Origin of the sequence: Solwaraspora sp. WMMD792 (genome assembly GCF_029626105.1) — a bacterium.
GTDB lineage: Bacteria > Actinomycetota > Actinomycetes > Mycobacteriales > Micromonosporaceae > Micromonospora_E.
On record NZ_JARUBH010000009.1, the window covers coordinates 1,540,611 to 1,561,182 of the forward strand.

Sequence of the window (20,572 nt, forward strand, 5' to 3'; positions counted from 1 at the left end):
CTACCCGATCTTGTGCCAGTCATCGGACAGCTACGCTCGGTCGCCGACTATCTTCCGCTGGTCGGCCCGAACAGTCCAGGGTGGAAGCAGATGAGGCCCGATCAGGGCGACGGATCCATCCAGGAGGAACGCGAAATGCGAAACGACGGCATCGGCGGAACGCCGCGCTTGGCCCGGTACACCTCGATCGGTACGCCGCCGCGCGGCCGACTGGCCGGGCCGAACCCGAACCGCTCGCCGCTGGCGCGCCGGAGCACGACCGAGTCGGTCGTGCTCCGGGCCCGCGACATCGTCACCACCCACCTGCCGAGCCGGGTCGGCGAATGCCGGGTGTGCGGCGGCGTCGCGATGTGCGAACCGTTCACCAAGGCGATCGCCGTCCTGGACCGCTGGGACCCGGTCCGGGCCCGGCGGGTGAGGTCCGTCCTGGAGTACGCGGGGCTGTGGCCGGACAGCCACCTGCCGGAGGCGGACTCCGCCGGTCCCGCCGGTCCTGCCGGGGCGTCGGAGCCGGACGCCTCAGCCGTGGCGGGGGCGGACGTCGACGGTCAGAGCTGACCGACGGCGGTGACGTGCAGCACCGCGCTGCCCGCCTCGTCCGAGGCGGCGAGGTCCACCTCGGCGCTGATCCCCCAGTCGTGGTCCTCGGCCGGGTCGGCGAAGATCTGCCGGACCAGCCAACGCTCCCGCTCCTGCGTGATCAGCAGCAGCGCCGGCCCACGCGCGTCCGGCCCGGTGCCGATCTCGTCGTACTCGTCGAAGTACGGCTCCAGCGCGTCGGCCCAGGCGTCGGCGTCCCAGCCGGAGTCGGCGTCCAGCTCGCCGAGCTCGTCGTAGCGGCGCAATGCGGCCAGCTCCACCCGGCGGAACAGCGCGTTGCGGACCAGCACCCGGAACGCCCGGGGGTTGCCGGTGACCGCCGGCGGCCGGTCGTCGGCGACCACCGCGGCCTCGGGGTCGTCGGTCGGGTTGCGCAGCCGCTCCCATTCGTCGATCAGGCTGGAGTCGACCTGGCGGACCAGCTCACCCAGCCACTCGATGAGGTCGATCAGCTCCTCGGTCTTGGCGTCGTCGGGCACCGTCTGGCGCAGCGCCCGGTACGCGTCGGCCAGGTACCGCAGCACCAGACCTTCCGACCGGGACAGTCCGTAGAAATTGACGTACTCGACGAAGGTCATCGCCCGCTCGTACAGGTCGCGGACCACCGACTTGGGCGCCAGCTCGTAGTCGGCCACCCACGGATGCCCCTGCCGGTACGTCTCGTACGCCATCTCCAGCAGCTCGGCCAGCGGCTTCGGGTGGGTGACCTCGTCGAGCAGTTCCAGGCGGGCCTCGTACTCGATGCCGTCGGCCTTCATCTGCGCGACCGCCTCGCCGCGCGCCTTGTGCTGCTGCGCGGAGAGGATCTGCCGGGGGTCGTCCAACGTCGCCTCGATGATCGACAGCACGTCGAGCGGGTACGTCGGCGACTCCACGTCGAGCAGTTCGATCGCGGCCAGCGCGAACGGCGACAGCGGCTGGTTGAGCGCGAAGTCGAGTTGCAGGTCCACGGTGAGCCGGACCCGTCGGCCCTCGGCGTCCGGCTCGGGCAGCTGCTCGACCACCCCGCCGGCGCGTAGCGCCCGGTAGATGGCGATCGCCCGGCGGATGTGCCGGCGCTGCGCCGCCCGGTCCTCGTGGTTGTCGGTCAGCAGATGCCGCATCGCGGCGAACGCGTCGCCGGGTCGGCTGATCACGTTGAGCAGCATCGCGTGGCTGACCCGGAAGCTGGAGGTCAACGGCTCCGGCTCGGCCTCGACCAGCCGTTCGAAGGTGGGTTTGCCCCAGCCGATCGACCCCTCCGGCGGCTTCTTGCGGACCACCTTGCGCCGCTTCTTCGGGTCGTCACCGGCCTTGGCGAGCGCCTTCTCGTTCTCGATGACGTGCTCCGGGGCCTGAACGACGACGGTGCCGAGGGTGTCGAATCCGGCCCGGCCGGCCCGCCCGGCGATCTGGTGGAACTCGCGGGCCTTGAGCAGCCTGGTGCGTACCCCGTCGTACTTGGACAGGCCGGTGAACAGCACCGTGCGGATCGGCACGTTGATCCCGACGCCGAGGGTGTCGGTGCCGCAGATGACCTTGAGCAGCCCGGCCTGGGCCAGGGTCTCCACCAGTCGGCGGTACTTGGGCAGCATGCCGGCGTGGTGCACCCCGATGCCGTGGCGGACCAGCCGGGACAGGGTGCGCCCGAAGCCGGAGGAGAACCGGAAGTTGCCGATCGCCGCGGCGATCGCGTCCTTCTCCGCCCGGGTGCAGACGTTGATGCTCATCAGCGCCTGGGCTCGTTCCAGTGCCGCCGCCTGGGTGAAGTGGACCACGTACACCGGGGCCTGGTGGGTGCTGAGCAGCTCTTCGAGGGTCTCGTGCAGTGGCGTCGTCGCGTAGGTGAACATCAGCGGCACCGGCCGCTGCGCCGAGGAGACCACGGCGGTGGCCCGCCCGGTCCGCCGGGTCAGGTCGTCGACGAACCGGGTCACGTCACCGAGCGTCGCCGACATCAGCACGAACTGGGCCTGCGGCAGCTCGATCAGCGGTACCTGCCACGCCCAGCCCCGGTCCGGCTCGGCGTAGAAGTGGAACTCGTCCATCACCACCTGGCCGACGTCGGCCGCAGAACCGTCGCGTAACGCCAGGTTGGCCAGGATCTCGGCGGTGCAGCAGATGATCGGCGCGTCGGCGTTGACGCTGGCGTCACCGGTGAGCATCCCCACCTCGGACGCGCCGAAGATCTCGCAGAGCGCGAAGAACTTCTCCGACACCAGCGCCTTGATCGGCGCGGTGTAGAAGGTGACCCGGTCGTCGGCCAGGGCCGCGAAGTGCGCGCCGGTGGCGACCAGGCTCTTGCCGGAGCCGGTCGGGGTGTTCAGGATGACGTTCGCCCCGGAGACGATCTCGATCAGCGCCTCGTCCTGGTGCGGGTACAGCCCCAGCCCACGGCCGGCCGCCCAGCCGGCGAACGCCTCGTAGACGGCGTCCGGGTCCGCGCCGCGCGGCAGCAGGTCGGTCAGGGTCGGGGCGGTCTGCGTCATGTCGGTCAATCCTGCCTGCCGCCGCCGGCGGCCGCCAACGTGGGTGACGCCCGTCAGCCGTCGGGCGTACCCATGACGCGTTCGAAGATCAGGTCCAGCGCAGGTCGGCCGGCGCGGACCCCACGCCGTTCGAACTTCGTCTCCGGCCGGTACGCCGGCCGGGGCGCGTACCCGTCGTGCAGGTTGCGCAGCTGCGGGTCAGCGGTCAGCGTCGCCAGCATCGCCTCGGCGTACGGTGCCCAGTCGGTGGCGCAGTGCAGCCGCCCACCGGGCCGCAGCCGGGAGCGCAGCAGCGCCACGTGCTCGGGCCGCACCAGTCGGCGCTTGTGGTGGCGGGCCTTCGGCCACGGGTCGGGGAAGAACGCGTACACCGCGTCCAGGCTGCGTTCCGGCAGGCAGCGGCGGGCCAGGTCGAGGGCGTCGCCGGTGGCGACCCGGACGTTGGTCAGCGCGTGCTGTTCGATCAGCGCCAGCAGGTTCGCGATGCCCGGGGTGTGCACCTCGACGGCCAGGTAGTCGCGGTCACGGTCGGCCGCCGCCATCGTCGCGGTGGCGTCGCCCATGCCGAAACCGATGTCGAGTACCACCGGCGCCGTCCGACCGAACAACGCCGCTGGGTCCAGCGGCGCCGGCAGTTCGGCGACGACCGTCCGGTACGCGTCGGACAGCCGGTCGAGCGCGTCATGGTGTCGGCCGCTGAGCCGTCCCCGGCGCGGGTGGTAGGTGCGGATGCTCACGTGGCGACAGCCTATCTCCGATACCGAGCGTGTCCGGGGTGTCATCCAGGGCTGCGTGGTGAGAGGATCCCGGCAGCGTCGCGGAGAGGATGGTGACCGATGTCCGTACGCCGTTCACTGGCCACCGCAGGGCTCGGCGTGACCCTCGCGGTCGTCGCCGGGCTGCTTGGCGCGGCCCCGGCCCGGGCCGCCGACGTGTTCGTCGATCTCAATCCGAGCACGGTGGAGTCCGGTTACCTGGTGGGCATCCGGGCCAGCTGTACCGACAACACCGCGCCGGCCACCGTCGAGTCCGACGCGTTCGGCACGGTCGAGGTGCGGCCGCAGTTCGAGGAGCTCACCGCGGCGGTGACCGTGCCGGCCGAGACGGAGGCAGGCAGCTACCGGGTGCGGTTGACCTGCCCGGACGACCGGTCGGCGGCCACCACGCTGTACGTGCTGGATCCGACCCGGCCCAGTCGTGGCCCGGCCACCGGCTTCGGTGGCACCGCCGGTGACGACGGTGCCGGCGGCCTGCTGACCGGGGTCGGCGTGATCGCTCTGGCCGCCGGTGCGGTGCTCGGCGTACTGACCCTGCGTCGGCGCCGGTCGGCCTGACCAGGCGCGGCGGGGGAGGGGACGGGCCGTGGCGAAGGGTGGTGGCCGAGGCTGGACCGGTCCGGCCGCGATCGTGCTGGTGCTGTTCGGGCTCTTCGCGATCGGGTCCGGCGGCGACGGCAACTGGCGGGACATCCTGGCCGGCGGCAACAATCCGCCGCCCCGGGAGTTCCCGGTGCTGGAGCCGAGCCGGCCGATCCGGATCGCCGTCCCGTCGCTCGACATCCGCGCTCCGGTGCACTCGGTCGGGCTCGCCGACGACGGGTCGATCGCCGTACCGGCGCTGCACCGGCACAACCAGGCCGGCTGGTACGACGGAGGGCCGACTCCCGGTCAGTTCGGGCCGGCGATCATCGTCGGGCATGCCGACACCCGGGACGGGCCGTCGGTCTTCCATGATCTGGCCGACATCGAGCCGGGGGCGACCGTCGAGGTGACCCGGCGGGACCGGGTGGTGGCCGTCTTCGAGGTCAACTCGGTCGAGCACTTCGGCAAGGACGAGTTGCCGATCGAGCAGGTGTACGGCGACTACGCCCGGCCCGGCCTGCGGCTGATCACCTGCGGTGGCGAGTGGCTCGGCGACGGCATCGGGTACGCGGACAACATCGTGGTGTTCGCCTCCCTGGTGCAGACCAGGGACAGCTGAGGCGTCAGCCGGGCCTGTGACAGCTGAGGCGTCAGCCGGGCCTGTGACAGCTGCCTGCGGGTCGGCAGGTGAACCGTTGCCGGACGGACGCCGTACCTCTGGTCGTGCCCGCTGCGGTCCCACTCCGGGGCGGCCCGTGCGGACGAGCCTCCACCACCGCCGGCCGCCCCGGAGTGTCCCGCCATCCGGAAGGCGGAAAGATAGCCAGCACACCCAGCAGCACCGAGGAGGATTCATGAGCCAGACGGCGCAGATCGGGGTCACCGGTCTGGGGGTGATGGGCCGTAACCTGGCCCGTAACCTCGCGCGGCACGGCCATGTGGTGGCGGTCCACAACCGGTCGGTCGGCCGGACCAAGGAGATGATGGCCGAGTTCGGCCACGAGGGCACCTTCCTGCCGGCGGAGAGCCCGGCCGATTTCGTGGCCTCGTTGGAACGGCCCCGCCGCGTGGTGATCATGGTCAACGCGGGGGCCGCCACCGACGCGGTGATCAACGAGTTCGCGCCCCTGCTGGAGCCGGACGACATGATCATCGATGGCGGCAACGCCCACTTCCTGGACACCCGCCGGCGGGAGGCGGAGCTGCGGGAACGCGGCCTGCACTTCGTCGGCACCGGCGTCTCCGGCGGCGAGGAGGGCGCCCTGCACGGGCCGAGCATCATGCCCGGCGGTTCGGCCGAGTCGTACGCCGCGCTCGGTCCGCTGCTGGAGGACATCTCGGCCAAGGTCGACGGCACGCCGTGCTGCGTGCGGATCGGCCCGGACGGTGCCGGCCACTTCGTCAAGATGGTCCACAACGGCATCGAGTACGCCGACATGCAGCTCATCGGTGAGGCGTACGACCTGCTGCGCCGCGCTGGCGGGCTCACCCCGGCACAGATCGCCGACGTGTTCCGCAGCTGGAACTCCGGTCGGCTCTCCTCGTACCTGATCGAGATCACCGCCGAGGTGCTCGGCCACAACGACGCCGTCACCGGCAAGCCGTTCGTTGACGTCGTGCTGGACCAGGCCGGCCAGAAGGGCACCGGCCGGTGGACCGTGCAGGGTGCCCTCGACCTCGGGGTGCCGGTGAGCGGCATCTCCGAGGCGGTCTTCGCCCGGTCGCTGTCCGGCCACGCCGACATCCGGGCCGCCGCCGCCGACCTGCCGGGTCCGGTGGAGAGCTGGGCCGGGTCGGCCGACGAGCTGATCGCCGACGTCGAGCAGGCGCTGTACGCGTCGAAGATCGTCGCGTACGCGCAGGGCTTCCACCAGATCCAGGCCGGCAGCGCCGAGTACGACTGGGACATCGATCTGGGCGCGGTGGCTCGGATCTGGCGCGGCGGCTGCATCATCCGGGCCGCGTTCCTGGACAAGATCCGGGCGGCCTACGACGCGGCGCCGCAGCTGCCGACGCTGCTGACCGACGGGTACTTCGCCGAGGCGCTGGCCGGTGCCCAGCTGGGCTGGCGTCGGGTGGTGGCGACCGCCGCGCAGATTGGGGTGCCGGCTCCCGGGTTCGCCTCCGCGCTGGCCTACTACGACGGGCTGCGCGCGCCCCGGCTGCCGGCCGCCCTGATCCAGGGGCAGCGGGACTTCTTCGGCGCGCACACCTACCGCCGGGTCGACGCCGAGGGCAGCTTCCACGTGCTGTGGGCCGACGACCGCAGCCAGGTCGAGTCTCGCTGACCCGACCCGGCCGTACGGTCGCCGTGGCTGGCGTACCCCGTCAGCCACGGCGACCGGCAGTGGCGACCCGGCAGCGGAGACCCGCAGTCGGCGACCCGGCAGTGGCGGCTCAATCCAGGTCGACGACGACCGGGGCGTGATCGGACGGGGTCGGGCCCTTACGGGCGTCGCGGTCCACGTAGGCCGCCCGGACCCGCCGGTTGACGGTGCCGCTGGCGTAGACAAGGTCGATCCGCATGCCCATGTTCTTCGGGAACATCCCGGCCCGGTAGTCCCAGTAGGTGTACGGGTGCGGGCCCTTCATCGGTTGCGGCACCACGTCGACCAGGCCGAGGGCGAGCAGGTCGGCCAGCGCGGCCCGTTCGGCCGGGGTGACGTGGGTGGAGCCGGCGAACACCGTCGGGTCCCACACATCCGCGTCGGTGGGCGCGACGTTGAAGTCGCCGCAGACGAGCAGATCGGTGGCGGCCTCCGCGGCGAGCGCGCGGCGCAGCCCGGCCAGCCAGTCCAGCTTGTACGTGTAGTGCGCCGAGTCGGGGCTGCGACCGTTCGGCACGTACACCGACCAGACCCGGACCCCGGCGCAGGTCGCCGCGACGGATCTGGCCTCCGGCAGCGGAAAGCCGGGCTCGGCGTCGAACCCGGTCCGCACGTCGTCGAGCCCGACCCGGGACAGCACCGCGACGCCGTTCCAGCGACCATCGCCGTGCGCCGCGACCTCGTAGCCGAGGTCACCGACCTCGGCGGCCGGAAACGCGGCCGCCGCGCACTTGGTCTCCTGCAGACACACGACGTCCGGTGCGGTGTCGGCCAGCCAGCCGAGTAGCCGGTTCAGCCGGGCCTTGACCGAGTTGACGTTCCAGGTGGCGATCCGCACCCGGCCAGCGTGCCACAACACCGATCTGGTTGACCGGACCGGGCGGGCTTGACCCGGGGCGGGCGGGTCACCCGGGGCAGGCCGCCCTGAGCCGGTCAGCCGGGCAGGTCACCGGGCCGGGTCTGCTCGGCGAGGAAGCGCTCCAGCTCCGCGCCCAGCTCGTCGGCGGTCGGCAGCGGCCCGCTGGACTCGGCGAGCAGATTGGTGCCGGACCGACCCCGGGTGAAGCTGTCGTACTGCTCCTCCAACGCACTGACCAGGGATCCGGCCTCCTCGGTCTGGGCTACCTGCCGGTCGATGTCCTCCCGGACCGCCTCGGCGGCGTTGTGCAACTGCTCGGTGGGCAGCAACAGACCGGTGGTCCGCGAGACGGAGTTGAGCAGCAGCTCGGCGGCGGCGGGGTACTCGGCCTGGGCCACGTAGTGCGGGACGTGCACGGCGAAGCCGACCGCGTCGTGGCCCTGCTGACCGAGGCGGTATTCCAGCAGGTGCCCGGCGCTGCCCGGCACCTGGACCCGCTGCAGCCAGGGTTCGTAGCCGCTGATCAGCTCGCGACGGCTGGCGTGTGCGGTGACCCCGGTCGGCCGGGTGTGCGGCACCGCCATCGGGATGGCGTTCAGCCCGATCGTGGTGCCGACGTTGAGCCGGCGGTTCACCGCGATCGCCGCGGCGGTGAACCGTTCCCACTGCAGGTCAGGCTCGGGGCCACCGAGCAGCAGGAAAGGCGTGCCGGCGTCGTCACGCATCAGGTGGACCTCGAGCCGGGGCTCCTCGTAGTGCTCCCAGTGGTCCTCGACGAAGAGCATCACCGGTCGGCGGGACCGGTAGTCGAGCAGTTGGTCGATGTCGAAGGTGGCCACGACCTCGTGCTCGAGGGAGGCGAGCAGGTGCTCACGGGCGAGTCGGGTCGCGTTGCCGGCATCGACGAAACCCGTCATCGCCTGGATCAGCACCGGCTGACCGAGCTCGGGCACCTCGTCGACGACGTCGTAGAGCTCGTGTGGGTCGAGCACCGGGCGCAACCTCCTCAGAACGGTACGGCGGGTACGGCATCTCCAATTGCGGCAACGCTAGTCCCATGCCGGCGCATTCCGGTTTCCGGGCGTCGATCCGACACGGTGGACTACTCACGGTTCAGTAGCGGACACGACAAGTCAACATCCGCTGGTCGGCTGCTGTCTGTCCGGGGGATGCCGCATCCGGCGGGAGGGATGATCCGGCCGGCCGGACGGGGGAGTGATGGGGTGGTGACGGGAGGCGGTCGATTAACAGGTGATAAATGCCGCAGTAAACAGTGAAGAGCGAAATTTCGTTTACCGGTGGTTTGGCGTGATCGGTCAGTCGTGCCGATGCCGCTGAGGGATCGTCCGATTATCCGAGGAGAGAATGTGGCGCCCATCACAAAATCACCCTAGGTAATCGGGGTTCGGCCTGCCTAGCCTCGTCGAATGCCTGATGACGACACCACAAGGAGCGAGGACGCCACCCTGCGTCGCGATGACCGTTCGGCTGATGTCCCCTCGGACACCATGCCGACCGGCGCGACCCGGGCCATCGCCCGGTGGGAGCGCCTTCGCAACCGGCTGCCCGCCCTGTCGTACCCACACTCCGCCCGGCCAACCTTCCAATCGCTCGGAGCCACCCTGCGTCACCGCCCCAATGCCCGGACGGCGCTGGCCGTCGCTGTCGTCTGCGCCCTCGGCGTGGTCGCGGCGGTCGAATCGACCACCGAGGCGCCGGAGGCGACCGGGCCGGCTCCGGCCGCCGCCGAGGCCGACCTGCAGCGCCGGGCCGACGCGGCCGACGGTGCCTCCCGGGCCCAGCGACCCGAGCCCGGCGACGGGGAACCGGCGGCTGCCGCGGCAGTCCAGGCCGCTGAGACCACCGAACCACCGGCCGACCCGGACGTCGCCGCGGCGGAGCCCACCGAGACCGCCGAGCCCGCCCCGGAGCCGACCTCGACCACCGTCGCCCCGGTCGCCGGGCTGTCCCAGGTGCAGATGGACAACGCCACGGCCATCGTCGACGCCGGCCTGGCGTTGCAGCTGCCGCGCCGGGCCATGGTGATCGCGGTGGCCACCGCGATGCAGGAGTCGACCCTGCTCAACCGGGCCAGCGAGGTGCTGCCGGAGTCCAAGAACTACCCGCACCAGGGCACCGGCTGGGACCACGACTCGGTCGGGCTGTTCCAGCAGCGCACCAGCACCGGCTGGGGCGCGGTGGCCGACCTGATGAACCCCACCTACTCGGCGACCCAGTTCTACCTCGCCCTGCAGCGGGTGGCCGGCTGGGAACAGCTGCCGTTGACCGTCGCCGCCCAGGCGGTGCAGGTCTCGGCGTACCCGGGGCACTACGCCCAGCACGAGGCCGCTGCCGACGCCGTCGTCACCGCGGTGCTCGCGGCCCGCTGAGCACCGCCTGTCCCGTTCCGCCCGCCCCGCCGACCGACCGAACACCGGTCAAGCCCTTCGACGTCGTACGCCGCCAGCGGCCCTGGTCACCCGGCCAGGCCGCTGGCGGCGTACGCCACCTCGGCCAGCAGGTTCTGTCCGTCGGTGTCCGGGTGGAAGTAGTCCAGCCGGTTCAGTTGATCCACGGTGAACTGGGTGTCGTGTACCGCTCCGTCGTCGAACCGGCACCGGTCGCCGTACGCCCGGCAGGCCCCGGCCAGCTCGCGGTTGTACGCCGCGACCCGGTCGCGTACCGCCGCCCGGCGCTGTGTCGCGGCCTCGTCGGTCGCTGTGGCGTCGGCCAGCAGCGACGGACACACGCCACGGTCCCAGGCCCGTACCACCCGCTCCTCGCCGTGCCCGATCTCCCACAGCCGGTACAGGTCGGGGATGCTCAACACCAGGACCTTCGCCTGCGGCAGCCCGTCGCCCAGCACCCGTAGGGCCCGGTCGACGTCGTCCCGGAACGCCGCCGTCGAGGTCATGTCCTGCGGCGTCGCCCGGCACGCGTCGTTCGCGCCGATCAGCACCGTCACGTACTGGGCCGAGACGTCCACCGCCGACGCGGCCTGGTCGGCCAACGCCGCCGCCCGGGCCCCTGGCACCGAGAAGTCGTGCTCCTGCCCCTCCATAGCGGGATTGATCTCGGCGATCCGCTGGTACAGGCTCTCCACCCGGAATCCGTCGCCGGTGGACCACGAGTTGCGCCGGCAACTGGTCAGTACGACGCAGGAGCCGTACCCGGCGGTGATCGAGTCGCCGAGCGCCGCCATCGACGACGGCAGATCGGTGCCAGGTGGCGGCGGTGCCGGCGTGCCCGGCCCGTCGCCGTCCTCGCCAGCTTCGCAGGCCAGCGCCACGAGGGCGCAGACAGCGGCGGCGCCGGCCACCCAACGTCGGTGCATCCGGACCTCCAGCGAGACGGAAAGCGACGGAAGGGTAACTATATGCGTCGGCGTGGATCTGGCGACACCCACCGGGCCGGACCGGTCGACAGCTCCGCCAGGAAGTCGGGCAGGGTCCGCCGGGGCGCCCACCCCTGGGCGTACGCCCGACCCAGATCCAGCACCGTGCCGTACGCCAACTGCTCCACCGCGTACCGGGTCAGCCGCCCGGTGCCCGGCACCCCGAGCCGGGTCGCGCCGCTGGCCAGCGCCGCCGCGCCCAGCGCGACCGGCACCGGCACCCGCAACGGCCGCGCCGGTCGGCCGGCCGCCGCCAGCACGCCGGTGACCACCGCGTCGCGCGAGTACGGCGTCGCGTCGGCCACGTTGTACGGTCCCGGTGGCCAGCGCAGCGCCGCCAGGCAGGCGTCGGCCAGGTTCTCCACCGCCGTCAGGCTCATCGCCACGTCCGGACCGGGCACCGGCACCCGACCCCGCCGGACCGCGGCCAGCAACCGGGGCAGCAGATGCGGGTCGCCGGCCCCGTACACCGCCCGGGGCCGCAGCACCACCGCACCGGCCGCCAACGCCAGCCGCTCCCCGGCGGCCTTGGTCCGCCCGTACCCGGTGCGCTGGCCGTCGGTCGGGTGATCCTCCCGGATCGCGACGCTGTGCCGACCCGGCCGGTAGACGCTGGCGCTGCTCACCCAGACCACCGGCCGGTCGGCCGCCGCCCGCAGCAGTCGGGCGGTGCCCGCCACGTTCACCGCGTGGTACGCGGCCTCCGCCGCCGCGCCGGCCGGTGGATCCCCGACCGCCGCCGCCAGATGCACGACGACGTCGACGCCCCGCAGGTCCGGTAGCTCCCGGCCGGCGTCCCACGGCACGTGCCGGCCCACCGGGCCGGGCCGGCGGCCTACCGCCACCACCTCGGCACCGGCCGTGGCGGCTGCCCGCGCCACCGCCGACCCGCAGAAGCCGCTGGCCCCGGTCACCGCGACCCGCAGCCCGGTCAGCCGGGTGTTCACCGGGTCGCCCGGACCGTCAGCCGGGCCCAGCCCGGCAGCGCCGACCGCCGGTCCACCCGCGCCCCGGTCACCACCGGCCGGTACGGCGCCAGCGCGGCGAGCACGTCGTCGAGCTGGGCGTGGGCCAGCCGGGCACCGGGGCAGTGGTGCGGGCCGGTGCCGAACACCAGATGCCCGACCGCCGCCGGCACCGGCGCGTCCGGATCCGGGTGCGGCGCACCGGCGCGGGCCGCGTGCCGGGCGACCAGCAGCAGCCGGTCGCCGGCCCGCAGCCGGGTACCGGCGCGCAACCGGCTGCCGGCCAGTTCGGCGGTGCCGGCCACCACCCGGGGCAGCACCGGGCTCGGCGCGGTCACCCGTAGCAGCTCCGCCACCAGCACCGTCCGCGAATCGGCGCGGTCCGCCGCCGGCCACAGCCGGTCGTCGGCGCACCAGGCGACGGCCCGAGGGATCGCCGCCACCGTCGTGTTGATCGAGGCGACGGCCAGCATGCCGGCCCGGGCCGCCTCGTCCGCCGGCCCGCCGAGCAGCCGGGTCAGCTCGGCGGCGGCCGACGCGGTGGCGGCGCGGTCCCGGCGGGCCCGGCCCGGCCAGCGCAGCCCGGGCAGATGCCCCCGGGCGGCGAGCGCCGCAGCGGACCGGGCCGCGGCGGTCAACGCGTACGCCGGCACCGACACGTCCAGCATCGCGGCGGTGCTCGCCCCGGACAGCTCGGCGACCAGGTCGACGACATCCACCTCGGCCCCGTCGCCCAGCGGTGCCAGCCGCCGCCGCAGTACCTCCAACCAGACCGGCCGCAGCCGGGCGACCCCGTCGGCGCCGAACACCGACGCGGCACCCCGGCGGGTCTGTCGGTGCCCGGCACCGTCCTGGTCGAACAGGAATCCGTCGCCGCCGGTGGCCCGGCGCGCCGCCCCGGCGGTGGTCCGCTCGGCCGAGCGGTCCAACGGGACCCGACGCAGCGCGTCGGCGAACGGCGCCGCGTCGTGCACCAGCACGATGCGGCCGATCCGGCGCACCGGCGCGCGTCGGGTCGCCGCCAACAGAGCGAACAGCACCGGATGGCTGCCCAGGTAGACCCGCCGGTCCCGGCGGCGGCCCCGCCGGGCCGGGCGCGGCTCAACCATCGCCGGCCACCTGCGCCGCAGCTCGCGCCGTCACCTGCGCTGCGACCTGCGCCGCCGCCTGCCGGTCCGGCTTACGGGACCGCCCGGCCAGCGGAACCCGGGCGAACACCACCCGGTCCGGGCGGGCCGACCCCATCCGGTCCAGCACCGGCCGCAGCGCGGCCCGCAGCCGGGCCCGGTCGGTGCCCGGCTCCGGCTGCACCACTGCTACCAGCTGCTCGTCACCGTCGTCGGCGGGCACGCCGATCAGTACCGCCAGCGCCACCCCGGGTACGTGCAGAGCCGGCTCGTACAGCCCCGGGTAGATGTTCTCCGCCGCCCGCAGCACCATGTCCTTGCACCGGCCGGCGAGCACCAGCCGGTCGCCGTCGAGCCGGCCGACGTCGCCGGTGGCCACCTCGGCCATCGGCGGTTCACCGAGGTACCGGTCCGCCTGCCCCGGACCGGACAGCCAGACCTGCCCGGTGTCGTCGACCCGGGCGGCCACCCCCGGAAGTGGCCGGCCCACCAGGTCCCCGTCGGCGGCGTACCCGCGCTTGTCGGCCTCCTCCACGGCGGCGGCCGGGAACAGTTCGGTGAGCGCGTACACCCCGTACGCCCGGTCCGCGCCGGCCCGGCGGACCCGGCCCAGCAGGGCGGCGCTGACCGGGGCTGAGCCGCTGAACACCTGCCCGGTCAGCCGGGGCGAGTGGTCGAGCACCGCGCGCAGCTGCGGCGGTGTCAGGTACGTCGCCTGCGGCCGCAGCCGGGTCAGCTGCCGGGCCAGCAGCGCCGGCGACCGGGCCGGCAACGCCACCGGCGCGCCGGCCGCCAACGCCGGCACCAGCACGAAGAACGTGCCGCCCAGCACCGGCACGTCGGGCTGCGGGCCGACCAGCCCGGTCACCGCCCGCATCCCGGCGGCCAGCCCGGCCCGGGTGTGCACCACCGCCCGGGGGCGGCTGGTCGTCCCCGAGGTGAAGACGATCACCGCGTCACCGTCACCGTCGAACGGCGTCGGCAGCGGGCCGACGCCCGCCGGCAGCGTCGGCGCGCAGCCGGGCAACCGGCGCCCGACCGTACGGACCGGGGCGATCCGGGTCAGGTCCGGCAACGCCAGGTGCGCGCGGCGGGCCAGCGGGCCGGCCCAACCGGCCACCGCCTGCGCCGCCGAGTCGGCCAGCACCAACGCCGGCTCGGCCACGGCGAGCCGGGCGGTCAGCACATCCGGGCCGGCCGTCGGGTCCAGCACCGCCACCCGCACGCCCAGGTGGTACGCGGCCAGCAGCACCGCCAGCGACCGGGGGCCCGGGCGTACCGCCAGAGCGAGGGTGTCCCCGGCGGCGAGCCCGTGCCGGGCCAGCGCGGCGGTGTACCGGTCGGTGAGATTGGTCAGGTCACCGGCGGTGGCCCGGACCCGGGACCGACCGGTCAGCGCCGTGGCGGTCAGCACCGCCGGGCGGTGCGGGTCGGCGCGCAGTACCGTGGCGAGGCGGTCCAGCATCAGCCGTGGTCCTTCCCGGTCGGCGGAGTCACCGCGGATCCTCGGTCAACGGGCCGGCACCCCAGTCCAGGTACCAGGCGGCGGTGCGGCGCAGGCCGTACGCCCGCAGCCGCCGGGTCGAGTTCTCCACCACCATGTCCCGGCGGTGGGTGATCGCCGACGTGGTGCGGCGTACCCGGTTCAGGAAGGCCCGGTCGGTCGGCGACGGCCGGCGCGGCATGCCGCCGCACGCCTGGTACAGCTCGGCGGTGACCGCCATGTTGTTGCCGGCGTGCATCCGGTACGGCGCCAGGTAGCCGCCGGTGCGTCGGTGCGCCGGGCGCAGCCGCCCGAACGTCGCGGCGAGCAGCACCAGCATCCGGAATCCGGCCCTGCCGACCGGGCCGTGCTCGTCGCGGCGGGCCCGGATCGCACCGCAGACCAGCCCGGCCCCGTCGGCCAGGCCGGCACGTGCCGCCGCCACCCAGCCGGGACGCGGCAGACAGTCCGCGTCGGTACGGGCCAGCCACCGAGCGCCGTGCGTGATGGCGTACCGGAAACCGGTGTCGACCGCAGCCCCGACGCCCTTCTGCGGTTCCCGCAGCAGCCGGACCGGAAACGGCGCGGCCCCGGCGAACCGCTCGACCACGGCGACGGTGCCGTCGGTGGAGTTGTTGTCGACCACGACCAGGGTGAAGTCCCGGTCGGTCTGGGCGGCCAGCGCGGCCAGTGTGGCACCGATGCGGGCCTGCTCCTGGTACGCCGGCACCACCACCCACAGCGGTCCGTCACCGACCGCCGCCGGTGCGGCGGGTGGCTGCTCGACCGCCCGGGTCACGGCTTCTCCCAGACCATCGTCATCACGCTGACCCCGCCACCCAGACCGATCGCCAGCACCCGGTCACCGCTGCGCAGCCCGGCGTCGACCCGGGCCAGCTGTACGCCGAGCGTGGCGCTGGCCAGGTTGCCCAACTCGTCGACGGTGACCTCCAGCTTCTCCTTCGGCACTCCGGTGACCTCGATGAAGCGTTCCAGGTACGGCACGCTGACCTGGTGCACCAGGACGCGCTCGTAGTCGACCCAGTCCCAGCCGGTGCGCCGCCGCACCCGGTCGAGGATGTCGGTGCCGATCCGTTCGAAGACCGACCGCAGGGCGTGCCCGTCGCCGTGGAAGTAGGTGTGCTCGTCACCGCGCGGATGTCGGGAGCCACCGCCGAAGATGCCACCGACCGACCAGTGCCCGGAGCGGGTTTCGGTGTCGACGTCGACGATCCCGCCGCGCCGGACCGGCTCGACCAGCACCGCCGCCCCGCCGTCGCCGAACGTGTAGCCGGCGAACGACGACCGGGCCTGCGCCATGCTCTCCAGCCGGGGACGCATCACCCGGGTCGGGGTCTCGCCGGTGACGACCAGCGCCCGCCGCGCCCGACCGGCGACGATCATCGACCGGGCCAGGTCGATGCCGTTGATGAAGCTGTTGCAGGCGTTGCTGACGTCGACCGCGTGCGCCGAGCCGCCCAGCTCGGCCTGGACGATGTGCGCGGTCGCCGGCTCGACCAGGTCCCGGCTGGCCGAGGCGAACAGCAGCAGGTCGACGTCGTCGGGGGTGTGCCCGGCGGCGGCGAGCGCCCGCTGGGCGGCCCGCACCGCGAAGGTCGAGGCGTACTCGTCGTCCGCGGCGACCCGACGCTGTCCGATCCCGGTCATCGTGGCGAACAGGCCGGGCGGCAGCACGATGTCGCTGGCGGCAGCGATCCGGTCCTGCAGGTCGGCGGTGGCGAGGGTACGGTCGGGCAGGCTGACGCCGACCCCGGTGATCCCGACCCGGGGTACGGGCCACTCCGGTGGCGACGGAACGTTCATCTGCTCAGCTTCCTGCCGGACCGGACCGGTCCGGATGAGTAGGGGTGCTCAGCTCGACCTGGTGGTGCGGGCCGGCGTCGGTGGCGAGGTTACGGCCCGGTGTCTGCCGGGTACAGCCCGGGGATGGCCACAAAGTCGCAGCCCAAGGGGGCCCGGGGGACCGTCGGTCACGCCTACAGCGCGTTGAATCTGCGACTGGCGATGGCCGGTTTCGGGCTGGTCTTCTGCACCGTGCTCGGGGTGCTCGCCTGGCGGGCCGAACTGACCGCTGGCGCGATCGTGCTGTGGCTGCTGGCCGTGATCGCTGTGGTCGACCTGGTCGTCGTGCAGCGTCGCCGCCGGGCCCGCCGGCGGGAGCAACCGGGCGTACGGCATTCACTCTTCGAGTAAGCCTTCACGAGCCGTCTGTCGGTGAATATTGCCCGACAGATGCGATGTCACCCTTCCGCGTGGGGGTACCTCACTGGCGGCCGGTTACGTACAACTGCGCCGTACCACGGAACAGACATATTACCCAAAGAGGTTGTACGGCCACCTGCTGCGGAAGGAAGTATCGAGCGGATGGCCGATGATTGACCTTACCGGAATCCTGCCCCGGGGAACTGCGAGGTCGACAACCCATGCCACGCAAGAAAATTGCGCTCGCTCTCACCCTCAGCGCTCTGATCGCCGGCACCCTGGGCGGCTGCGGCGTAGCCTCCACCACCCCCACCGGCGTCCCCTGCACCTTGCAGGGAGTCCACTGCCGATACTTTCTCGTGGACGGCAAGCCGGTTCCATGCGATCCGCCCCAGAACCACGTCTGCGGCAACTCTCCCGGGGAGTTCTACGTCTATGTCACGTCCACCGACACGACCCTCCGTTGTGATGAGTCGTCCTGTGCGGAGGCGGCCGCACCTGTCGACTGCACCGGGAGCGTCAACTACGACGATCTGAAAGACCACGGCATTGCCTGGAAGGTCGTCAGCCAGGAGCACAACGAGAACGCGACAGGCAGCCCGGTCGAGGTCACATTCACCTCGACCAAGTCCGAGACCGTAGAGGTGAACACGGAACTCAGCTTCGAGGCAAAGGGCGATGCGGTCGTGGCCGCCGTTCGAGCCGAGATCAACAGAGCGGTGAGCGAATCCGTGACCACGAGCATCGGCAACAGCACAACCATGACTATCGAAGCGGGGCAGACCGGGTACGCGATCTACGGGGTGCGGATGCAGGTTACGGAGGGCCGGATGCGCAACGTCAACGTGTGCACCGATGCCAGCGAGGACCTGGGGCAGGTGACGACGTACGTGCCGATATCGTCCGGTTGGTGCCTCTGGACCAGCGACCAACCGCCGTGCCGGACCATCGACTGACCTGGGTACCGGCCGGGAGAGCCTGCACCCGTCCGGCCGAAGGGCACGCTGCCAGTCTCAACGTGGGCTGAGGCCGGCAGTCTCAACGTGGGCTGAGGCCGGCCGGAATTCGGTGGCCCCGCCCGGCGTTCAGGGCTAGCGTGACCGCCATGTTCGGCACCGTCGGCGCTGTGCGGCCCGCAGGTCTTCACCTGCCGGGCGCCGCCGTCGTGTGCGCGTGGCTGGCTGATACCCGAGGCTGACCCTCCTCCCGCTGCGGCAGAACCACGGAGGAGGGTGGCCCGGTCCTTCCGGCGCCGCCCGTCACTGGGTGCGCCGGGCGGCGTGGTTCTGACGCGGTCGGGCGGTCTGGCACCCGCCCGCGTTCGTCGTCCGCCAGCTCGTTTCCCACTCTGGAAGATCATCATGGCCAAGAGTCAGTTCGTGCGGGCGAAGCCGCACCTCAACATCGGCACCATGGGTCACGTCGACCACGGCAAGACCACCCTGACCGCCGCGATCACCAAGGTTCTCGCCGACCGGGACCCGGCGGCCAACCGGTTCGTGTCCTTCGACGGCATCGACCGGGCGCCGGAGGAGGTCTCGCGGGGCATCACCATCAACATCTCGCACGTCGAGTACGAGACCGCGACCCGGCACTACGCCCACGTGGACATGCCCGGCCACGCCGATTTCGTGAAGAACATGATCACGGGGGCGGCGCAGGTGGACGGGGCGATCCTGGTCGTCTCCGCGCTCGACGGAGCGATGCCGCAGACCCGCGAGCACGTGCTGCTGGCCCGTCGGGTCGGGGTGCCGTACCTGGTGGTGGCGATGAACAAGGCCGACGCGGTCGACGACCCGGAACTGCTCGACCTGGTCGAGCTCGAGGTCCGCGACCTCGTCACCGAGTACGGGTTCCCCGGTGAGCAGGTGCCGGTGGTCCGGGTGTCGGCGCTGCGGGCGCTGGAGGGCGACCCGCGCTGGGTGGACTCCATTGTGGAGCTGCTCGACGCGGTCGACCGGTACGTCCCGGTGCCGCCCCGCGAGTTGGGTGAGCCGTTCCTGATGCCGATCGAGAACGTGCTGACCATCTCCGGCCGGGGCACCGTGGTGACCGGCGCGGTCGAGCGGGGCACCCTGCGGCTCGGCGACCCGGTGGAGGTGGTCGGCCTCGGTCCGACCCTGTCGACCGTGGCGACCGGGCTGGAGACGTTCGGCAAATCGTTGGACATCGCCGAGGCCGGCGACAACGCCGCCGTACTGCTGCGCGGGGTCAAGCGCGACCAGGTGCAGCGGGGCCAGGTGGTGGCGGTGCCCGGCAGCGTCACCGGGCACCAACGGTTCCGGGCCCGGCTGTACGTCCTGACCACCGCTGAGGGCGGCCGGCACACGCCGTTCTTCGCGAACTACCGGCCGCAGTTCTACTTCCGTACCACGGACGTTGTCGGGTCGGTGCGGCTCGCCGACGGCGAGATGGCCATGCCGGGCGACACCGTCGAGGTGACGGTGGAGCTGGGCAAGCCGGTCGCGATGGACGTCGGGCTCGGCTTCGCGGTCCGTGAGGGCGGCCGTACGGTGGCCGCCGGCACGGTGGCCGAACTGCTCGACTGAGACCCGGGTACGGCCCTTCGGTCCGACCGAAGGGCCGTACCCACAGTGGATGGCCGCCGACGGCTTTCTGCTCACAGCAGATCTCCTGTCAGCAGAAAGGGCCGCGGTTCGGTCCGTCACCGGTCGATGCTGGTAGCCATCATCACCGTGATCGAGAGGGCGTCACTGATGCGGCACACCAGTCCCGCGATGGCTGCGGACGGCGCGACCACCGGCTTCGGCGACCAGGTCTTCCAACAGCTACTCAAGGAGCGGGTGATCTTTCTCGGCACCCAGGTGGACGACACCTCGGCCAACACGATCTGCGCGCAGATGCTGCTGTTGGCGGCCGAGGACAGCGAGCGCGACATATTCCTTTACATCAATTCGCCGGGCGGTGTGATCAGCGCCGGCATGGCCGTCTACGACACGATGCACTACATCGGAAACGACGTGGCGACCGTCGGCCTCGGTCTCGCCGGGTCGATGGGCCAGTTCCTGCTCTGCGCCGGTGCGCCCGGCAAGCGGTACGCCCTGCCGCACACCCGGATCATGATGCACCAGCTGTCCGGCGGGATGGGCGGCACCGCCGCCGACATCGCCATCCAGGCCGAGAACATGCTGCACATCAAGCGGACGACGATCGAGCGGATCGCGTTCCATACCGGACGCACTCGCGAGGAGATCGAGCGGGACTCCGACCGGGACCGGTGGTTCACCGCCGAGCAGGCCCGCGAGTACGGCATCATCGACCAGGTGATCGCCACCACGGCACAGCTGTCCACCGGTGGCGTCCCCAGCTGACCGGGCGAGCCTGGACGGAGACTTTCGATGCTGCTGCGACAGGTCATCGGGCGGGTGCTGCGTCGGCTCCGGCAGGACCAGGGCCGCACCCTGCAGGACGTCGCCCGAGCCGCTGGCCTGTCAACGGCGTACCTGTCGGAGCTGGAGCGGGGACGCAAGGAACCGTCGTCGGAGATGTTGGCGTCGATCTGCCGGGCGCTCGGCGTCGCGCTGGATGAGCTGTTGGCGCAGGCGATGCAGGAGTTGACCCGCAGCCGTCCGATGGCCACCGTCCGCTGGCGACGATCCGTCCGGCCCTCGGGCGGCCCTGCGGCGGCCGCCCGAGGGCGACGGGGACGGGCGGGCCCGTCCGCCGGCCGGCCCGGCGAGCGGCGGGCCGGCCGACTGATGGCCGGCCCGCCGCTCGCGGCGCAGCAGCGGGCCAGCCACCAGC

19 protein-coding genes and 1 pseudogene are annotated in these 20,572 nt (G+C 72.6%); 10 read left to right on the forward strand and 10 right to left on the reverse strand.

The window, feature by feature from the left end:
• Positions 1–90: 90 nt before the first annotated feature.
• Positions 91–558: a hypothetical protein gene (locus tag O7629_RS08530; protein ID WP_278168507.1), complete on the forward strand. Its 468-nt coding sequence runs from the start codon at positions 91–93 to the stop codon at positions 556–558.
• Here the strand turns inward: O7629_RS08530 and O7629_RS08535 are convergent.
• Together O7629_RS08535 and trmB are read right to left on the reverse strand one after the other, a co-directional pair.
• Complete coding sequence (locus tag O7629_RS08535) at positions 549–3,068, reverse strand: DEAD/DEAH box helicase (RefSeq protein ID WP_278168509.1); 2,520 nt, start codon at positions 3,066–3,068, stop codon at positions 549–551. The two genes, O7629_RS08530 and O7629_RS08535, sit on opposite strands and share 10 nt — an antisense overlap.
• A gap of 53 nt (positions 3,069–3,121) precedes the next feature.
• Positions 3,122–3,850, reverse strand: a complete 729-nt coding sequence (gene trmB, locus O7629_RS08540; protein WP_278168510.1) for a tRNA (guanosine(46)-N7)-methyltransferase TrmB — start codon at positions 3,848–3,850, stop codon at positions 3,122–3,124.
• Positions 3,851–3,904: 54 nt separating this feature from the next.
• On the opposite strand from trmB, the gene O7629_RS08545 reads away from it, so the two are divergent.
• The 3 genes from O7629_RS08545 (at position 3,905) to gndA (ending at position 6,717) form a co-directional block, all read left to right on the forward strand.
• Complete coding sequence (locus O7629_RS08545; protein WP_278168512.1) at positions 3,905–4,402, forward strand: hypothetical protein; 498 nt, start codon at positions 3,905–3,907, stop codon at positions 4,400–4,402.
• A 28-nt stretch (positions 4,403–4,430) separates the two neighbouring features.
• The gene (locus O7629_RS08550; RefSeq protein WP_278168514.1) at positions 4,431–5,048 is read left to right on the forward strand and encodes a class F sortase; all 618 of its coding nucleotides are present in this window, start codon (positions 4,431–4,433) and stop codon (positions 5,046–5,048) included.
• A gap of 235 nt (positions 5,049–5,283) precedes the next feature.
• Complete coding sequence (gene gndA, locus O7629_RS08555; protein ID WP_278168515.1) at positions 5,284–6,717, forward strand: NADP-dependent phosphogluconate dehydrogenase; 1,434 nt, start codon at positions 5,284–5,286, stop codon at positions 6,715–6,717.
• Positions 6,718–6,826: 109 nt separating this feature from the next.
• On the opposite strand, the gene O7629_RS08560 is transcribed toward gndA, so the two are convergent.
• Positions 6,827–7,594: an exodeoxyribonuclease III gene (locus O7629_RS08560; RefSeq protein WP_278168516.1), complete on the reverse strand. Its 768-nt coding sequence runs from the start codon at positions 7,592–7,594 to the stop codon at positions 6,827–6,829.
• Positions 7,595–7,689: 95 nt separating this feature from the next.
• The gene (locus O7629_RS08565) at positions 7,690–8,607 is read right to left on the reverse strand and encodes a PAC2 family protein (RefSeq protein WP_278168518.1); all 918 of its coding nucleotides are present in this window, start codon (positions 8,605–8,607) and stop codon (positions 7,690–7,692) included.
• A 435-nt stretch (positions 8,608–9,042) separates the two neighbouring features.
• On the opposite strand from O7629_RS08565, the gene O7629_RS08570 reads away from it, so the two are divergent.
• Entirely contained in the window at positions 9,043–10,005 is a 963-nt protein-coding gene (locus O7629_RS08570; RefSeq protein WP_278168519.1) for a hypothetical protein, read from the forward strand.
• A gap of 86 nt (positions 10,006–10,091) precedes the next feature.
• On the opposite strand, the gene O7629_RS08575 is transcribed toward O7629_RS08570, so the two are convergent.
• Genes O7629_RS08575 through O7629_RS08600 form a run of 6 tightly spaced genes read right to left on the reverse strand, consistent with a single transcriptional unit; the run spans position 10,092 to position 16,408 of the window.
• Entirely contained in the window at positions 10,092–10,949 is an 858-nt protein-coding gene (locus tag O7629_RS08575) for a GDSL-type esterase/lipase family protein (protein ID WP_278168520.1), read from the reverse strand.
• 38 nt (positions 10,950–10,987) lie between these two features.
• Positions 10,988–11,956, reverse strand: a complete 969-nt coding sequence (locus tag O7629_RS08580) for an NAD(P)-dependent oxidoreductase (protein ID WP_278168521.1) — start codon at positions 11,954–11,956, stop codon at positions 10,988–10,990.
• A complete protein-coding gene (locus O7629_RS08585; RefSeq protein WP_278168522.1) occupies positions 11,953–13,083 on the reverse strand; it encodes a cytochrome P450 in 1,131 nt (376 codons plus the stop codon). The genes O7629_RS08580 and O7629_RS08585 overlap by 4 nt, the downstream gene beginning before the upstream one ends.
• Positions 13,076–14,566, reverse strand: coding sequence for a class I adenylate-forming enzyme family protein (locus O7629_RS08590; protein ID WP_278168523.1), 1,491 nt, complete (start codon positions 14,564–14,566; stop codon positions 13,076–13,078). Before O7629_RS08590 ends, O7629_RS08585 begins: the two co-directional genes overlap by 8 nt.
• A 28-nt stretch (positions 14,567–14,594) precedes the next feature.
• Positions 14,595–15,383 (reverse strand): glycosyltransferase family 2 protein, encoded by a 789-nt coding sequence (locus tag O7629_RS08595; RefSeq protein ID WP_278168525.1) that lies wholly within the window; start codon positions 15,381–15,383, stop codon positions 14,595–14,597.
• Positions 15,380–16,408, reverse strand: a complete 1,029-nt coding sequence (locus tag O7629_RS08600; RefSeq protein ID WP_278168526.1) for a ketoacyl-ACP synthase III — start codon at positions 16,406–16,408, stop codon at positions 15,380–15,382. The genes O7629_RS08595 and O7629_RS08600 overlap by 4 nt, the downstream gene beginning before the upstream one ends.
• A 123-nt stretch (positions 16,409–16,531) precedes the next feature.
• Here O7629_RS08600 and O7629_RS08605 point away from each other — a divergent pair, with 123 nt between their 5' ends.
• From O7629_RS08605 to O7629_RS08625, 5 genes and pseudogenes are all read left to right on the forward strand, one after another.
• Entirely contained in the window at positions 16,532–16,798 is a 267-nt protein-coding gene (locus tag O7629_RS08605; protein WP_278168528.1) for a DUF6343 family protein, read from the forward strand.
• 230 nt (positions 16,799–17,028) lie between these two features.
• Positions 17,029–17,763: a hypothetical protein gene (locus tag O7629_RS08610; RefSeq protein WP_278168530.1), complete on the forward strand. Its 735-nt coding sequence runs from the start codon at positions 17,029–17,031 to the stop codon at positions 17,761–17,763.
• Between the two features lie 405 nt (positions 17,764–18,168).
• A complete protein-coding gene (gene tuf / locus O7629_RS08615) occupies positions 18,169–19,356 on the forward strand; it encodes an elongation factor Tu (RefSeq protein ID WP_278168531.1) in 1,188 nt (395 codons plus the stop codon).
• 168 nt (positions 19,357–19,524) lie between these two features.
• Positions 19,525–20,139 (forward strand): ATP-dependent Clp protease proteolytic subunit, encoded by a 615-nt coding sequence (locus O7629_RS08620; protein WP_278168532.1) that lies wholly within the window; start codon positions 19,525–19,527, stop codon positions 20,137–20,139.
• Between the two features lie 27 nt (positions 20,140–20,166).
• Positions 20,167–20,373 (forward strand): annotated as a pseudogene (locus O7629_RS08625) (helix-turn-helix transcriptional regulator); the annotation flags it as partial.
• Positions 20,374–20,572: the final 199 nt, after the last annotated feature.

Excerpts from the sequence above, each read along its gene's own strand:
- O7629_RS08530 (WP_278168507.1), top strand. The coding sequence starts at position 91 with ATGAGGCCCGATCAGGGCGACGGATCCATCCAGGAGGAACGCGAAATG.
- O7629_RS08535 (WP_278168509.1), bottom strand. The coding sequence starts at position 3,068 with ATGACGCAGACCGCCCCGACCCTGACCGACCTGCTGCCGCGCGGCGCG.
- trmB (WP_278168510.1), bottom strand. The coding sequence starts at position 3,850 with ATGACACCCCGGACACGCTCGGTATCGGAGATAGGCTGTCGCCACGTG.
- O7629_RS08545 (WP_278168512.1), top strand. The coding sequence starts at position 3,905 with ATGTCCGTACGCCGTTCACTGGCCACCGCAGGGCTCGGCGTGACCCTC.
- gndA (WP_278168515.1), top strand. The coding sequence starts at position 5,284 with ATGAGCCAGACGGCGCAGATCGGGGTCACCGGTCTGGGGGTGATGGGC.
- O7629_RS08570 (WP_278168519.1), top strand. The coding sequence starts at position 9,043 with ATGCCTGATGACGACACCACAAGGAGCGAGGACGCCACCCTGCGTCGC.
- O7629_RS08575 (WP_278168520.1), bottom strand. The coding sequence starts at position 10,949 with ATGCACCGACGTTGGGTGGCCGGCGCCGCCGCTGTCTGCGCCCTCGTG.
- O7629_RS08585 (WP_278168522.1), bottom strand. The coding sequence starts at position 13,083 with ATGGTTGAGCCGCGCCCGGCCCGGCGGGGCCGCCGCCGGGACCGGCGG.
- O7629_RS08590 (WP_278168523.1), bottom strand. The coding sequence starts at position 14,566 with ATGCTGGACCGCCTCGCCACGGTACTGCGCGCCGACCCGCACCGCCCG.
- O7629_RS08600 (WP_278168526.1), bottom strand. The coding sequence starts at position 16,408 with ATGAACGTTCCGTCGCCACCGGAGTGGCCCGTACCCCGGGTCGGGATC.
- O7629_RS08605 (WP_278168528.1), top strand. The coding sequence starts at position 16,532 with ATGGCCACAAAGTCGCAGCCCAAGGGGGCCCGGGGGACCGTCGGTCAC.
- O7629_RS08610 (WP_278168530.1), top strand. The coding sequence starts at position 17,029 with ATGCCACGCAAGAAAATTGCGCTCGCTCTCACCCTCAGCGCTCTGATC.
- tuf (WP_278168531.1), top strand. The coding sequence starts at position 18,169 with ATGGCCAAGAGTCAGTTCGTGCGGGCGAAGCCGCACCTCAACATCGGC.
- O7629_RS08620 (WP_278168532.1), top strand. The coding sequence starts at position 19,525 with ATGCGGCACACCAGTCCCGCGATGGCTGCGGACGGCGCGACCACCGGC.